General features: G+C 42.7%; 11 protein-coding genes. 4 read left to right on the forward strand and 7 right to left on the reverse strand.

Annotated features, from left to right (window positions below; genetic code table 11):
* Positions 1–35 precede the first annotated feature (35 nt).
* The 3 genes from ACGLYD_RS15625 to ACGLYD_RS15635 all read right to left on the reverse strand — a co-directional run bounded on the left by ACGLYD_RS15625 (position 36) and on the right by ACGLYD_RS15635 (position 3,306).
* Positions 36–1,415 (reverse strand): PTS transporter subunit EIIC, encoded by a 1,380-nt coding sequence (locus tag ACGLYD_RS15625; protein ID WP_399629054.1) that lies wholly within the window; start codon positions 1,413–1,415, stop codon positions 36–38.
* Positions 1,416–1,437: 22 nt separating this feature from the next.
* Positions 1,438–2,322: an N-acetylmuramic acid 6-phosphate etherase gene (gene murQ, locus ACGLYD_RS15630; protein WP_399629057.1), complete on the reverse strand. Its 885-nt coding sequence runs from the start codon at positions 2,320–2,322 to the stop codon at positions 1,438–1,440.
* Between the two features lie 135 nt (positions 2,323–2,457).
* A complete protein-coding gene (locus ACGLYD_RS15635; protein ID WP_399629060.1) occupies positions 2,458–3,306 on the reverse strand; it encodes a MurR/RpiR family transcriptional regulator in 849 nt (282 codons plus the stop codon).
* A 96-nt stretch (positions 3,307–3,402) separates the two neighbouring features.
* On the opposite strand from ACGLYD_RS15635, the gene ACGLYD_RS15640 reads away from it, so the two are divergent.
* On the forward strand, positions 3,403–3,591 hold the full coding sequence (locus tag ACGLYD_RS15640) for a hypothetical protein (RefSeq protein ID WP_399629062.1): 189 nt from the start codon (positions 3,403–3,405) through the stop codon (positions 3,589–3,591).
* A 197-nt stretch (positions 3,592–3,788) separates the two neighbouring features.
* Here ACGLYD_RS15640 and ACGLYD_RS15645 read toward each other — a convergent pair whose 3' ends face one another.
* The 3 genes from ACGLYD_RS15645 to ACGLYD_RS15655 all read right to left on the reverse strand — a co-directional run bounded on the left by ACGLYD_RS15645 (position 3,789) and on the right by ACGLYD_RS15655 (position 8,967).
* Entirely contained in the window at positions 3,789–5,042 is a 1,254-nt protein-coding gene (locus ACGLYD_RS15645; protein WP_399629065.1) for an exo-beta-N-acetylmuramidase NamZ domain-containing protein, read from the reverse strand.
* Between the two features lie 65 nt (positions 5,043–5,107).
* The gene (locus ACGLYD_RS15650; RefSeq protein WP_399629068.1) at positions 5,108–7,174 is read right to left on the reverse strand and encodes a glycoside hydrolase family 3 N-terminal domain-containing protein; all 2,067 of its coding nucleotides are present in this window, start codon (positions 7,172–7,174) and stop codon (positions 5,108–5,110) included.
* Positions 7,175–7,284: 110 nt separating this feature from the next.
* A complete protein-coding gene (locus ACGLYD_RS15655; RefSeq protein WP_187045817.1) occupies positions 7,285–8,967 on the reverse strand; it encodes a serine hydrolase domain-containing protein in 1,683 nt (560 codons plus the stop codon).
* A 1,080-nt stretch (positions 8,968–10,047) separates the two neighbouring features.
* Here ACGLYD_RS15655 and ACGLYD_RS15660 point away from each other — a divergent pair.
* Positions 10,048–11,121: an S-layer homology domain-containing protein gene (locus tag ACGLYD_RS15660; RefSeq protein ID WP_399629072.1), complete on the forward strand. Its 1,074-nt coding sequence runs from the start codon at positions 10,048–10,050 to the stop codon at positions 11,119–11,121.
* A gap of 95 nt (positions 11,122–11,216) precedes the next feature.
* On the opposite strand, the gene ACGLYD_RS15665 is transcribed toward ACGLYD_RS15660, so the two are convergent.
* A complete protein-coding gene (locus tag ACGLYD_RS15665; protein ID WP_082786844.1) occupies positions 11,217–12,080 on the reverse strand; it encodes a YitT family protein in 864 nt (287 codons plus the stop codon).
* Positions 12,081–12,482: 402 nt separating this feature from the next.
* Between ACGLYD_RS15665 and ACGLYD_RS15670 the strand changes: the two genes are divergently transcribed.
* Both ACGLYD_RS15670 and ribD read left to right on the forward strand, forming a co-directional pair.
* Positions 12,483–13,238 carry a GTP cyclohydrolase II gene (locus tag ACGLYD_RS15670; protein ID WP_187045820.1) on the forward strand — a complete coding sequence of 252 codons (756 nt, stop codon included), beginning with the start codon at positions 12,483–12,485 and terminating at the stop codon, positions 13,236–13,238.
* Positions 13,231–14,331 (forward strand): bifunctional diaminohydroxyphosphoribosylaminopyrimidine deaminase/5-amino-6-(5-phosphoribosylamino)uracil reductase RibD, encoded by a 1,101-nt coding sequence (ribD, locus tag ACGLYD_RS15675; protein ID WP_399629076.1) that lies wholly within the window; start codon positions 13,231–13,233, stop codon positions 14,329–14,331. The genes ACGLYD_RS15670 and ribD overlap by 8 nt, the downstream gene beginning before the upstream one ends.
* The last annotated feature ends 12 nt before the right edge of the window (positions 14,332–14,343 follow it).

The raw sequence follows: 14,343 nt of genomic DNA on the forward strand, positions 1-14,343 counted from the left end.
CTTTTCATCAAAAAAAGGAGGCAAGCCCCCCTTTTTTAAATACCGTCCGCCATTTCTTCCTTGAATCCAAACAAGTACGTGAATAGGAATCCGAATATATAGGCAATTAATAGACCCAAGAAATAAAACAAGAATTTATTGTCTGCAATAAGTGGTATTAACGAAATACCAGATACGCCGATACCAGATGCAGCAACTTTCATGACTGCCTGGAAGGCACCGCCGACTGCTGCACCCATACATGCAGTAAGGAATGGGCGACCTAAAGGAAGCGTTACCCCGTAAAGCAGCGGTTCTCCAATTCCTAGGAAGCCTACTGGTAGCGCCCCTTTAATTATATTACGTAATCGTTTGTTTTTAGTTTTCACAAATATCGCGATGGCTGCACCAACTTGACCCGCGCCTGCCATTGCCAATATTGGTAATAATGCAGTGTAGCCCACAGAATTGATCAATTCTAGATGAATGGGCGTCAAACCATGATGAAGTCCGACCATAACCAGCGGCAGGAAGAAACCTGCGAGAACCGCACCTGCAAAAACACCACCGACATCCAAAATGACATTGATTCCAGAAGTAATACCATCAGATAGAACACCAGCAACTGGTACTACTGCATAGAGTGAAAAGAAACCTACTGTTAATACGGTAATTAAAGGTGTAACTATAATATCAATCGAATCATGCATAACAGATCGAACACGCTTTTCAACCCAAGTCATTAACCAAGCCGCAAAGATGACGCCAAATAATCCACCTCGACCTACCACTAATGCCTCACCGTAAATTGTAATATCTGCAAGTGCAGGGTTGAACAAAAATGCTCCAGCAATTGCACCAAGTACTGGTGTGCCTCCAAACTCCTTAGCTGTATTCCAACCCACCAAAATCGCAAGATACATGAAAATACCGCTTCCAAGTAGAAGAAGAATTTGCATCCATGTTACCGTCGGATCCACACCCGCGTTTTTCGCGAAGTTTGCCCCTCCGTTAATTAGACCTGATGCAACAAGACCTGGGATTAGTGGAATGAAGATACTACCAATTCGGCGAAGTAGCATTTTTATAGGTGTTTTATTCTTCTCCTTCAGATTAGCTTGATTTCTTGCTGCTTTTTCGCTAAAAGTTAAATCATTTTCATCTAAGGCTGCCTCTTCCCCAATTGACAGCCCCGTGACTTTGCTCATTTCTGCAGCAACTTTATTGACCGTCCCCGGCCCCACTACGATTTGCAAAGTATCATCTTCAATGACACCCATTACGCCATCGACTTTTTTCAACGTGTCAATATTCGCCTTACTATCATCTTTTAATACTAAGCGCAAACGAGTCATACAGTGGGATAACCGCTGGATATTTTCCTTACCACCGATATTCGCAAAAATATCTTTGGCCATACGCTCTTCCTTTTTCATTCCAATCCCCCCATTTCACTATTTATATAGACTTTCGGACAAAGCCGCCTGTTTGTTCCAATTTTCCAACCGCTTCTTCATAAGTACTTTGCAGTAAAATCATGACTATAGCGGTTTTCACCTGCTGTTGTGCTTTTTCGTAATAGTTCTCGGCTGTCTCATAGTCAACTTGAGTGGCTTCCATAATGATTCTTTTGGAGCGCTCTGTTAACTTTTCATTAGTAGATTGGACATCGACCATAAGATTTTCATATACTTTCCCAATTCCAATCATGGATGCCGTAGAAATCATATTCAGTACTAATTTTTGGGCTGTTCCCGCTTTTAATCTCGTTGACCCTGTTAAAATCTCAGGACCAGTCTCTACTTCAATTACCATTTCAGCATGCTTGCTTATTTCAGCGCCTTTATTACATGAAATTGCTACCGTTTTAGCCCCTTTTTCTCGCGCGTAATCTAAAGCACCTATTACATATGGAGTTCTACCGCTCGCGGCTATTCCAATGACAGTATCCTTATCGCAAACTGAAGCAGATTCCATATCTAGCGCCCCCATATTTACACTGTCTTCGGCACCCTCAACCGCAGTTGTAAACGCTTCCATTCCTCCAGCAATGAAACCTCGAACCATTTCAGGAGAAACCCCAAACGTTGGGACACATTCAACAGCGTCAAGAATCCCCAATCTTCCGCTCGTTCCCGCCCCAACATAAATGAGTCGGCCTCCTGTTTGGAACGATTTAACAACAGATTCAACAACTTTTTCAATATGATCTAGCTCATTTTTGATAGTAGTAGGAACTGAACTATCCTCTCGATTCATCGCTTCTAGAATTCCTCTTACAGACATTTCATCAAGCTGCATCGTCTTGCTATTTCTCTTTTCTGTAGCTAATTTTTCAAGCATTCTATCGCCCCTCTTAAACTAATACTTTATAATCCAATTGTACTCACAAGAAACTATATGTCAAGATTATTCGAATTATTACTGAATCTTAATTTCATAAGAAAATAAAAAAAAGGAAACCCCTATTCGGTTTCCTCATCTCCGTAATTTCTCCATCTCACTTCTAGCTTCCTGATATTGTTTGATTACCTTTTCTCCGACATGATGAAAAACGCTCATATATAAGGTATCAATGACGGTCAGCTGCGTCATTCTGGAAGGTATACTTCCAATTCTAAAATCCTGTTCCACATTCGGGGTGCATAGTCTGATATCCGCTGTTCTGTATAAGGGTGACTTATCCAGATTCGTAATTGCGATTACAATTGCCCCTTTCTTTTGAGCAAACTGGGAAAGTTCCAATACATCCCTCGTCTTTCCCGATGTACTGATGGCAACAAAAATATCATTTTTGGTTAAATAAGGAATAACCGTAAGCATGTAATGAAAATCCAAAGAGGTAATAGATTGATACCCTAGCCTTGTAAATTTATAGTGTGCATCAAGTGCTGCAGTAGATGATCCGCCAACACCAAAGAAAACAATTTTTTTTGCGTCTTTTATGGCATCTACTGCTTTCAATAACTCCTTCTTATCCATTGAGTCCGTACAAGATTCAATTGCGAATTTATTCACCTGTATGACCTTTTGAAATGAGTCATAGGGGGTATCCTTTTGCTGCAAGATCGAAAAATCCGTTAAGTTCATTTCTGTTAACGTTAAATCCTTAACAAGCGCAAGTTTAAATGACTTGAAGCTACCCATTCCAATCGATTTGCAAAAGCGAATCACACTTGCCTCGCTTACACCTATCTTTTTTGACAGCTCTTTTGTCGTCATATTGGGAATTAACTCCGAATGCAAAATTATGTATTCACCCACTTTTCTTTCAGCAGCAGATAAAATAGCCAAGCCTTGTTTAATTTTATCGATTAATGATTTCATTTCTACACCTCCAACACCTTTAGTATATACGACACCAGGATTGTTGAACACTTCGCGGGATTGGTTGGACGCTTTCCGGTTTTGTAGGAGGCTTCGATGGTTTGGTTGGACGCTTTCCGGTTGGTTGGACACTTCACGAAATTGGTTGGAGGCTTTGCCGATTTTGTTGGAGACTTCGCCGCGTTTGTTGGAGGCTTTCCAGTTTGTTGCACACTTCACGGAATTGGTTGGAGGCTTCGCGGATTTTGTTGGACACTCCACCGCGTTCGTTGGACACTTCGATAGTTTGGTTGCACGCTTTCCAGTTTGTTGCACACTTCACGGAATTGGTTGGAGGCTTCGCCGATTTTGTTGGAGACTCCACAGCGTTTGTTGGACGCTTCGATAGTTTGGTTGCACGCTTTCCGGTTTGCCGCCCGCTTCCTTCAGATTCCGAACGCACCAAAAAGCGACCTCTTTTCAAAAAGAGGTCGCTCGATTACTTATTTATATAACAGATACTTCTCACGAACGTGAGTAAATTTGTCTAGACCAGCCTGCCATGCTTTTTTCATTTCCTCGACAGACTTGCCTGCTTCAATATCGGCACGGATGGAGCCATTACCGACAAGTTTATCAAAGAAGGAAATTCCGTCGCTACCCGGCGCTGTAAACTCAAAATCGTTTGGATACATATCATGGATGGTTTTCACAATATATAACCCGGTTTCAAACGGCTTATATACGTTTCGATTCGTGATATGGATTTGAATTCCATGGCTCAACTTATTCGCGTGCTTTGAGAACGTCGGCGTAAACGAAGCCGCTCTGAAGGTGACTCCAGGCAATTTGTAAGAATTCAACTTTGCCGCCAAATCCGTGCTGTTGATGAATGGAGCACCGATTAATTCAAACGGCTTAGTTGTTCCTCTTCCTTCTGAAACATTCGTTCCTTCAATTAAAGCCGCACCTGGGTAGACAAGAGTCGTATCCAAGGTTGGCATGTTTGGTGATGGTAAGACGAATTCCAAAGGCGTTTCATCATAATACATACTCCGCTTCCAGCCTTCCATTTTCACGACCGTTAAATTGGCTCCGATCTTGAATTCTTTATTGAAAAGCTGCGCTAATTCCCCAACCGTCATCCCATGGCGCACAGGAATCGGGTACTCACCCACAAACGAGGAGTACTTATTCTCGAGAACAGGACCTTCTACTTTTGTTCCGCTAATCGGATTCGGACGGTCAAGAATGATAATCGGAATATTGTTCTCCTTTGCCGCTTCCATCGCTAGAGCCATTGTATAAATATACGTGTAAAATCGTGCCCCTACATCCTGAATATCGAATATCAGCACATCGACATTTTTCAGCATTTCAGGTGTTGGCTTTTTCGTGGCCCCATAAAGGCTATATACGGGAACCCCTGTTTTTTCATCAATATATTTTTCAACATATTGCCCGGCCTGCGCATCCCCACGAACACCATGCTCAGGACCATAAAGAGCTGTAAGTTGCACATTAGGATTAGTGTGAAGCAAATCTACGATACTCGTAACGCTTTTATCTACTCCCGTTGGATTGGTGATCAAACCAACCCGCTTACCCTTGATCAATTCAATGCGATCCTGCAATAAAACCTCCACACCCAAGCGAAACTTCTTGTCCTTCTTATCTTTATCATCCTTGGCAGAAACTGCAGAAAATGTGGATAGTACTAGAACGAGCGCAAGTATCCCTGTAAGCCATTTCTTCATAAAAACGCCTCCCTCTTCCATGTAATATATAAACAACCGAAACTTTTTCCATCAAAAAACCTAGATTAGTACCCTAAACCATGTCCAAACTTGTATAGAACGTCACCATCTTGATCGTAAATGGTAACTGGAAGCTTACCTGTTGGGTTATTTATCCCAAAAATCGTGTTAATGGATGCTTCATAGCTTGCTGGTCTGAATCCATACTGGACCAGATAAGCATCTACATTCTGATAGGACATAATATCATACGGATTTCGGATTCCGACTCCAATGACTGGTGCATCGGTTTGTTCGATAAGTTGATTTGCCAGCTTCATTAAATTATTACTTGGCGCCCTGCCGCTCACTGTGGAGGTATTGGTTCCTAAAATGATATAATCTGCCGCTTTTGCTTGCGTCAATTGTGATTCTGTAAGGAGTGTTTCAGTAGTTAAAACCGTTATATTTTCATGATGCTTTTGAACCTCAACTGCAAGGAGGTCAGCACTTGAACCGACCACAACAATCTTATCTGTTGTTCCCACTTTAAGTGGAAGAGCAGCATTGTTTTTTACAAGTGTAATTGATTTAGCCGCTGCTTCGTTTTCTACTGCTTTATGTTCAGCAGAGCCTACTACTTGTATGGCATTAGCAATTTTCTCATCTAAACTTTTTTCAACCTCAGCCTTCACGATGCCTCGATTTAACTTCAGCGTTAGAATCCGTTCGACGGACTGTTCGATTCTTTTAGTTGAAATTTCTCCCTTGTTAACTGCATCATAAAGGCCATTGGCGACTGCCTCAAGACCTACAGGCATTAAAACAATATCTGTTCCTGCTTTCACAGTGCGAATGGCCGCATCGACTGCACCAAAATGCTCAACGATCGCCCCCATATTCATCGCATCTGTAACAATAACTCCCTTAAAGCTCATTTGTTCACGCATCAAACCTGTTAATACTTTTTGAGAAAGCGTAGCTGGTAGGGCAATTTCTTTTCCATCTTTTTTCGAAATCACTTTTGTATCATCAATTTTCGGGAAGGTCACATGTGCCGTCATAACTGCATCAATACCAGCATCCATTGCCTGCTGGAACGGATATAATTCTACCTTTTTCAGACGATTGATATCGTGTGGTACTTCTGGAAGGCCTAAATGGGAATCAACTGCCGTATCACCGTGACCCGGAAAATGCTTGGCCGTTGCAGCTGTTCCGCTTTCCTGAAGTCCTTTAATGTAGGCATTCCCCAATTTCCCCACTAACTCAGGATCCTCTCCAAAGGAACGAACACCGATGACAGGATTATCAGGATTATTGTTTACATCCAGTGAAGGTCCAAAATTCATATTAATACCAAGGGCGTTAAGCTCTTCACCAATGGCCATACCAACCTTTTTTGCTACCTCTTCAGATCGTGTTGCTCCTAGTGCCATGTTTCCTGGAAAATCCGTACCAGTCTGGAGACGTGTTACAATCCCGCCTTCTTGGTCAATTGAAATCAGAAGTCCGTATTTTTCTGATGCTTCCTGATAAGTACTAACTAGCTTCGTCGTTTGCTCAGCTGTCACTGTGTTTTCGCGGAATAATATCACGCCGCCCAAGTGATAATCTTTAACAAGCTGGGCAATTTCAGCATTCATTTCCGTAACATTTTTACCCTTCCAGGTTCTAAAATCAGGCATTAGCATTTGTCCGACTTTTTCTTCCATCGTCATCTGCTTGATCGCCTGTCCGATAAGGTCATAGCGAACACCTTTTTCTTTTTCAACAATAATCTGACCTTGATTTCCTTTGTATTGAATGGAGATCCGGTCACTGAATTTGCCATTGCTTACAGAGATAAACGTTTTTCCATTGTGACCAGATAGACTAACTTCTCCGCCTTGATTAACAGAGGCCACATTTTTGTTAGAAGACTCCCAGGTTACATTCTCTGATGCTAGGGTAAAGTGGCCATCCTCATAGACATATAGACCATTTAAATCAAGTTTGTTATTCTTCACATCTCTTTTGACTTGCGGTACGTTGAGGTCGATCACTAAATCCTTGATTCCCGAAGCAGCCGATGCCCCCGCGAGAGGAATCCCCGTTAACACTAAAGCAAATGCAATAATTGAGATGATACATTTCTTGACTAATTTACTCATACTTTGCCTCCCTTTTCATTTAGGAGATGCCGCCCGGTGTCAGCAACTGGCACCGAAAACTCCCCCGCCCAGTTTATATAGGCATTCATTTGCTTAACATATATACAATATTAATGGTCACGCAGCTGCCATTCATTATTAGTGAAAGTAAGCTTGCTCTTTGAATTGAGCAACGGATCTAGAATATACAAGCCACGGCCATTCACCGAAGAATCGGTACGATAGACGAAGCGTAGTTTCGAAGCTTCCTTTGGGATGGTGAGCTTTTGATCAACCCAGCCATTGCTTGTACCAGTGAATGAGGCGATCTTTTCCCATACGCCATCAGTATATATTTCTACAAAGCCAAAATCAGACTCATTCTCAAGCATATGCCATGTACGAAAAGTAAGTTTGGCGTCCTTTTCTAATGCAAGATCAGCTTCCATTACACGGTTCATATTGTCTCCGTAGCCTGCAAACCATGCTGAATTCTTACCAGGAATGGAGACCGGAATCGCATCCGCTACCTGTCTAACGAACAGTCTCCGCGTTTGATTTGTCGATACAGTCGTTCGACTAGGATGCACGCGATTGGTCAGTAAAATCGCAACCGTTTTGTTGTTCGGGCTAACCACAATCGATGTTCCCGTATAACCAGTATGGCCAAAGGAGTATGTCCCCTCTGAAAGTGCATCCATATACCATCCCTGTCCTAGCTCCCAGCCAAGACCATGGTCATTCCCAGGGAACGCTGCATTCTCATTTTGAAGTAAGAGTTGGACCGTTTCAGGCTTAAGCATTGTTTTTCCGCCATATTTTCCGTTATTCAGGAAAACGTGGGCAAGCATGGCAAGATCCTTCGCAGTTGAGAACACACCTGCATGTCCCGCAACACCATCCAGTGACCAGGCATTCTCATCATGAACCTCTCCCCAAACAAGGCCCCTGTCTGGTATTGACTGAAATTCGGTTGCTGCAATTCGATTTTTCAAGAAAGCTGGAGGATTATACATCGTATCTTTCATCCCCATTGGTCCAGTGATGTGCGTCTTGACAAACTCATCTTGACGAGTCCCTGACAATCGCTCGATTAGCACACCTAATGTGATCATGTTTAAATCGCTGTAAGTGTAAGTCGTACCAGGGGCATTGGCTAACGGTTGGCTTAACACCGACTGCAGCCGCTCATCTCTCGAATTCCCCTTTGAATATAAAGGAATCCACGCAACAAACCCCGAGGTGTGTGTCAACAATTGGCGAATCGTTACGTTTTCCTTCCCATTTGCAGCAAATTCCGGAATATGTTTAGCAACTGGGTCATCTAGTTCGAATAAACCTTTTTCAAAAAGCATCATCACGGACGTAGCAGTGAAGATCTTACTGATGGACGCTAAATCAAAGATTGTGTCCGTCTGCATTGGGATTGGACTTTCCATTTCTGTACGCGAGTCATCTGTGTACTGAGCTGAAAAACCGTAAGCATCATGCTTCACAATTTTCCCGCCTCTCGCCACGATGGCAACAGCGCCGGGCATTACTTTTTCCGTGATGGCCTGATTCATAATCTGATCAATTTGTTGGAGTGGAGTTTCCACCATACCTGCTCCTCGTGCCGAGCCGGGGTGAAGTGTGTTAGAAATCGGGATGATGGTTGAATTCCATGTGAATACTGGATGCGGTTTCTGGGATGAAGTAGCGTGCTTCTCTTGCTTTTCAATCGATGGTAAATGAGGTGAATCACCGCTGGCAAAAACAGGCGATGCTCCCAACAAAATCGTACAAACAGTGGTGATCATAAACGTTTTTTTCATATCTTCCTCCTTTTATAAACAAATTTTAGGTCATCCATCTAATAAATAAAAGTAGTTAGGTGGAAACGCTTACAACCTATAGTTAAAGCATATCTAAAATGAAGTACAGTCGTCTAGACCACTAAAGCCTTATAACCAACTTTTCCCATGACAATTGTAGGATGTCATTAGCATCGTTTTTCGAAATTTCTAAATAAATATGCGTTTTATTTTCAAATTGCAAGTTTATTAAATCGCCAGGCCACTACCATTGTAATTCGTTATTACACTCTCTTTCTTTACAACCTCCTCCCTATACCCCCACTACTTCGTATAAGGTTGGTTGGACACTCCATCGCGTTTGTTGGACGCTTCGATAGTTTGGTTGCACGCTTTCCGGTTGGTTGGACACTTCACGGAATTGGTTGGAGGCTTTGCCGATTTCGTTGGGGACTCCACCGCATTTGTTGGGCGCTTCTATAGGTTGGTTGCACGCTTTCCGGTTGGTTGGACACTTCACGGAATCGGTTGGAGGCTATGCCGATTTTGTTGGAGACTCCACCGCATTTGTTGGACGCTTCGATAGTTTGGTTGCACACTCTTCGGTTTGTTGGACACTTCACGGAATTGGTTGGAGGCTTTGCCAATTTTGTTGGAGACTCCATCGCGTTGGTTGGACGCTTCGATAGTTTGGTTGGACGCTTTCCGGTTGGTTGGACGCTTCACGGAATTCGTTGGAGACTTTGCCAATTTGGTCGGAGACTCCACCGCGTTGGTTGGGCACTTCGATAGTTTGGTTGGACGCTTTCTGGTTGGTTGCACACTTCGCGGAATTAGTTGGAGGCTTCACCGATTTGGTTGGACATCCCACCGCATTCGTTGGACACTTCGATAGTTTGGTTGACTCCTCAACAATCACATCCAATTCCCCAACTAACCAACTAGTACCATTTCCGTTAAGTACTAGAAGTCCAGCTTAACTCTATAATTAGTTCATATATTGAGTTATCATTCTAAATAGGATTATGCTATAGTTTCTTTGTGTATTAAAATCCATATTATTGCCATAAAAGTTTAACTATTGGAGGGAATTACATCACAATGAGCAATTTACGAAGAAAGATATACGCGGCTACTGTTTCTGTGGCAGTTGTCTTGGGAGTGATTGTTACTGCAGTTCCTGTCACTACTGATGCGGCTGGTACTTCATTTACAGATGTAAAGTCGACTCTTGACCATTATGATCCGATTATGAATCTTGCTGGGCGTGGAATTGTCAAAGGCTATTCAGATGGTACGTATCGTCCGGACAATGAGCTTACGCGTGGTCAAGCTTCGAAAATACTTGCGCTCGCATTGAAGCTGGATACGAGAAACGTCAGAAATCCGGGCTTTAAAGACCTCGACAACAAGAATGGCTTCTATAAATATGTAGCAGCACTTGAAAATGCAGGGCTCATTTCAGGATTCGAAGACAACACGTTCAAACCGAATGCATCCATGACGCGTGCCCATATGGCGAAAGCAATCGATCTCGGATTCAAACTCGAGGGTAAATCTACCGTAAATCCATTCAGAGATGTAAGTAATTCTGCGTGGTACGTGGATCATGTCAAGGCACTCGTCACTAACAAGGTGACGAAAGGAAAGACGCCAACAACTTTCGATCCGAATTCTAGCATCACACGTGCCCAAATGGCATCATTTGTTGTACGTACCGAGAATATCAAAGTCGCATCTAATCCAATCGAAAAGGCGCGTGCTGAAATCAGAAAAGTCGTTACGCAAAATGGTGTCATTGAAGTAGGCGTTAAAAAAGTTGCTGAGTCAAGGTTTAATAGCAGGACAAATACAGTAACGATGACTGCCTATGATATTGACGAAGGGATTAAAGGGTTGACCGGAATTGGTGTTTTCTCTAGTAAATTGCGAGCGCTCGGCGTGAAAAAAATTAGCATAGGTAATGCTAAAGCTGTCGACCTCTCGCGACCCACCGCAAAAGATACGTTGAAAGAAGACTTCTTCGCCCTCTTGAAACCTAGTACTAAACCTTCAACGGACAGCGATGTATCTGCAGAGGACGTCCAAGTTACACTTTACGCTGACAAAAACGACATTCAATTCCGAGAAACTTTTAACGTTAACTTCCACGTGTTTGTCCCAAGTACTAATTGATAGTCTCCCTATCCCAAGCCGGATGGGGGCTTTTTCTTTATTAATGAAAAGAAGTGCAGACCAATTAAGGTCTACACTTCTTTTTGTTGTTTATCTCAATGAATCGGTGATTTAAACTGTCCGCCATGTGCTTCTTGCGTATTCATGATTGTTAAAAATGCATTTGCATCGACTTCATGGACGATTTGTTTCAATTTACTTATTTCCAGACGCGTGACAACTACGTAAATGACATCTTTGTCACTGTTGTTATAACCGCCGCTTCCCTTAAGGTTCGTAATGCTTCTACCGAGACGTTCATTAATGGCAATTCCGAGTTCCTCGTATTCATCCGACACGATAATCACCGCTTTTGTTTCATCCAAACCTTGGATAACGGCATCGATTGTTTTTGAAGCGATATAATACGTCAAAATCGAATACATGGCTTGCTCCCAGCCGAGTACAAAGCCTGCCCAGCCGAAAATGAAGATATTGAAAAACATCACAAATTCGCCGACAGAGAATGGAATCTTTTTAGTCAATAAAATACCAAGTATCTCAGTCCCATCTAAAGCACCGCCATTACGAATGACAAGCCCGACGCCCGCTCCGAGCAAGAGCCCTCCGAAGACAGTCGCAAGAAGCGGATCCGTCACAAAAGGGTCAACCGCCTTAAGTGGAATTTCCACAAGCGCAAGCACAACGATTGCAAAAGAGGAAGATATGAAAAAGTTCTTCCCGATATACTTATAGCCAAAGAAAAGGAATGGCAAGTTGATCAGCAGTATGAGTAAACCGAATGGGATACCCGTTAAAAAAGTAAGAATTAGTGAAATCCCGATGATTCCACCATCTATAATAGAGTTTGGAACAAGAAATAGTTCAATCGCGACCGCCGCCATAGTCGCCCCTATCATAATGAATAGATAACGGAATATAAAATGTGTACGTGTTTCTTTTTTGTGCTGTTTTTTCATGAGTGAAATACAGTCCTTCGACATTAAATTATTTTGTAATACTATTATCCCTCTTTCTGCATTCCATGTAAATAATAAAAGATCAGCTCGGAGCAAAATAGTAATTTGCACGATTTCTTTGCTTTTGTCACCGCTTATTCGGCAGTTTTCAATTTGACTGGGTGACTGTCACCGACAATCAGATATAAGCGCATACGTATAGAAGAGGATGAAGTTTTATTGAATGAACTGCCTAGCAAACTGCCCAAAACAACTTTAGAGTAAATCACGAAACAATAAGGTATGCTAAAGGAATAATTTCCTGATTTATTGCACATTTAAAAATCCACATGAAGTGGCTCTAGTACTACAGTTACTATAAATTTGCATGATAACCCAAATTTAAATAGAAGGAATGATTGTATGTTGAATTTGAAACTGGAACCAAAAGTCCTTGACGTATTAAAAGATAAAATACAAATGATCCCCACAGATGAAGGCGCCATCTACTTGGTCGGACCAATCCAACTCCCTGTCAATCTGCATGGAGAAACAGTTGTTTTTCAATGGTATTGCTGGCTTAGCCGTTGCCAAGTAACGGACAATTACTTAGAAATTATCGAACAGTTGTCATCTGCGAATTTGGCGGAGTACCAACAGTCAAGCGTGCTCGTCTACGGAGATTTCGAACATGCGGATGATGCGTTAATTCGCATGCATTCAATTTGCCATACTGGCGATATATTTGGTAGTAAAAGATGCGATTGCGGCTATCAGCTCAAGCAATCGATGCAGAATATTGCGGACCATGGGACGGGTGCGCTGTTTTATTTAGCGAATCATGAAGGGCGTGGTATTGGTTTATTCAGCAAAGCGATGGCCTATGTGCTGCAGGAAAATGGCTATGATACAGTGGAAGCAAACGAAAGTCTTGGATTTGTCGACGACTCCAGAAATTATGATGATGCGATTCAGGTACTCAAGACGCTACGGACAAAACCTGTTAAGCTCATGACAAATAATCCAAAGAAACTGGATGCACTGAAAAATGCTGGGCTCCCTGTATCCGGAAGAGAACCTTTATGGGGCGATAAATCAGAGTTCAATGAAAGTTATTTGCAGACAAAGATTGATCGTTCAGGCCATTTAGATGAAAAAGGAACTCAGCCAAATGACTAACCATGAATTTTACATGAATTTAGCCCTAAGCAATGCGCGCGCGATGAAAGGACAGACAGATCCAAATCCACTCGTCGGTTCGGTTATTGTTAATGACAATCGAGTAGTTGGCATCGGGACACATTTAAAGGCTGGAGAACCGCATGCGGAAATACATGCCATTCGGATGGCTGGTGATAGGGCAAAAGGCGGCACGATTTATGTGACCCTTGAGCCATGCTCGCATTACGGGCGAACGGGTCCTTGTGCACTAGCCATTGTTGAAGCCGGGATTAACAAAGTTGTTATCGCTACGCTTGATCCAAATCCTGTCGTTGCCGGTAACGGTGTCAAGATTTTGGAAGATGCCGGAATCGAGGTCATCGTCGGCATAATGGAAGAGGAATCTCGCCAGATGAATGAAGTATTTAACAAGTTCATCGTCGAACAAAAGCCTTTCATGACGATGAAAGCAGGAAGCACATTGGATGGCAAAATCGCTACACACACTGCCGATAGTAAGTGGATTACATCCGCCGAAGCTAGGCATGACGGACATGTACTGCGCAATGAAAATATGGTTATTTTAGTTGGCGTCAATACAGTAATTGAGGATGATCCCGAATTAACTACACGGATCCCTAATGGAAGGAATCCGATTCGCGTCATTTTAGATTCCACACTGCGAATTCCACTGGATTCAAAGATCGTAACCGACGGACAGGCACCCACTTGGATTTTTACCGCTCAAGAGGTTGACCAACTAGCTAAACAAAAGCTAGAAGAACAAGGGATTTTAATCTTCCCAACTTCAGGAGTGAAACAGGTGAACCCAAATGACGTCGTCCGCATTCTCGGTGAAAAGCTGATTTCCTCCGTCTTGATTGAAGGAGGCGGTTCCATTCACGCTGCTTTCCTTGAAAATCAGCTGGTCGACAAAGTTGAAATTTATATCGCACCTAAATTAGTCGGAGGCGCCCATGCACCAACATTTCTTGAAGGTACAGGCGTGGAATTAATGCGGGACGCTATAGACTTGGCGGATCTTCGGATTACCCCCGTCGGCAAAGATTTCAAGTTCACGGGCTATCCGCGGTATACCGCAAATGAATAGAGGTTTTGGAAT

The sequence above is a fragment of the Sporosarcina sp. SG10008 genome, assembly GCF_044569405.1.
In the GTDB taxonomy this organism is placed as follows: Bacteria; Bacillota; Bacilli; order Bacillales_A; family Planococcaceae; genus Sporosarcina; species Sporosarcina psychrophila.

Bases quoted from the DNA above. Each gene is read 5' to 3' on its own strand.
- ACGLYD_RS15625 (WP_399629054.1), bottom strand. From the start codon at position 1,415: ATGAAAAAGGAAGAGCGTATGGCCAAAGATATTTTTGCGAATATCGGT.
- murQ (WP_399629057.1), bottom strand. From the start codon at position 2,322: ATGCTTGAAAAATTAGCTACAGAAAAGAGAAATAGCAAGACGATGCAG.
- ACGLYD_RS15635 (WP_399629060.1), bottom strand. From the start codon at position 3,306: ATGAAATCATTAATCGATAAAATTAAACAAGGCTTGGCTATTTTATCT.
- ACGLYD_RS15640 (WP_399629062.1), top strand. From the start codon at position 3,403: ATGGTTTGGTTGGACGCTTTCCGGTTGGTTGGACACTTCACGAAATTG.
- ACGLYD_RS15645 (WP_399629065.1), bottom strand. From the start codon at position 5,042: ATGAAGAAATGGCTTACAGGGATACTTGCGCTCGTTCTAGTACTATCC.
- ACGLYD_RS15650 (WP_399629068.1), bottom strand. From the start codon at position 7,174: ATGAGTAAATTAGTCAAGAAATGTATCATCTCAATTATTGCATTTGCT.
- ACGLYD_RS15655 (WP_187045817.1), bottom strand. From the start codon at position 8,967: ATGAAAAAAACGTTTATGATCACCACTGTTTGTACGATTTTGTTGGGA.
- ACGLYD_RS15660 (WP_399629072.1), top strand. From the start codon at position 10,048: ATGAGCAATTTACGAAGAAAGATATACGCGGCTACTGTTTCTGTGGCA.
- ACGLYD_RS15665 (WP_082786844.1), bottom strand. From the start codon at position 12,080: ATGAAAAAACAGCACAAAAAAGAAACACGTACACATTTTATATTCCGT.
- ACGLYD_RS15670 (WP_187045820.1), top strand. From the start codon at position 12,483: ATGTTGAATTTGAAACTGGAACCAAAAGTCCTTGACGTATTAAAAGAT.
- ribD (WP_399629076.1), top strand. From the start codon at position 13,231: ATGACTAACCATGAATTTTACATGAATTTAGCCCTAAGCAATGCGCGC.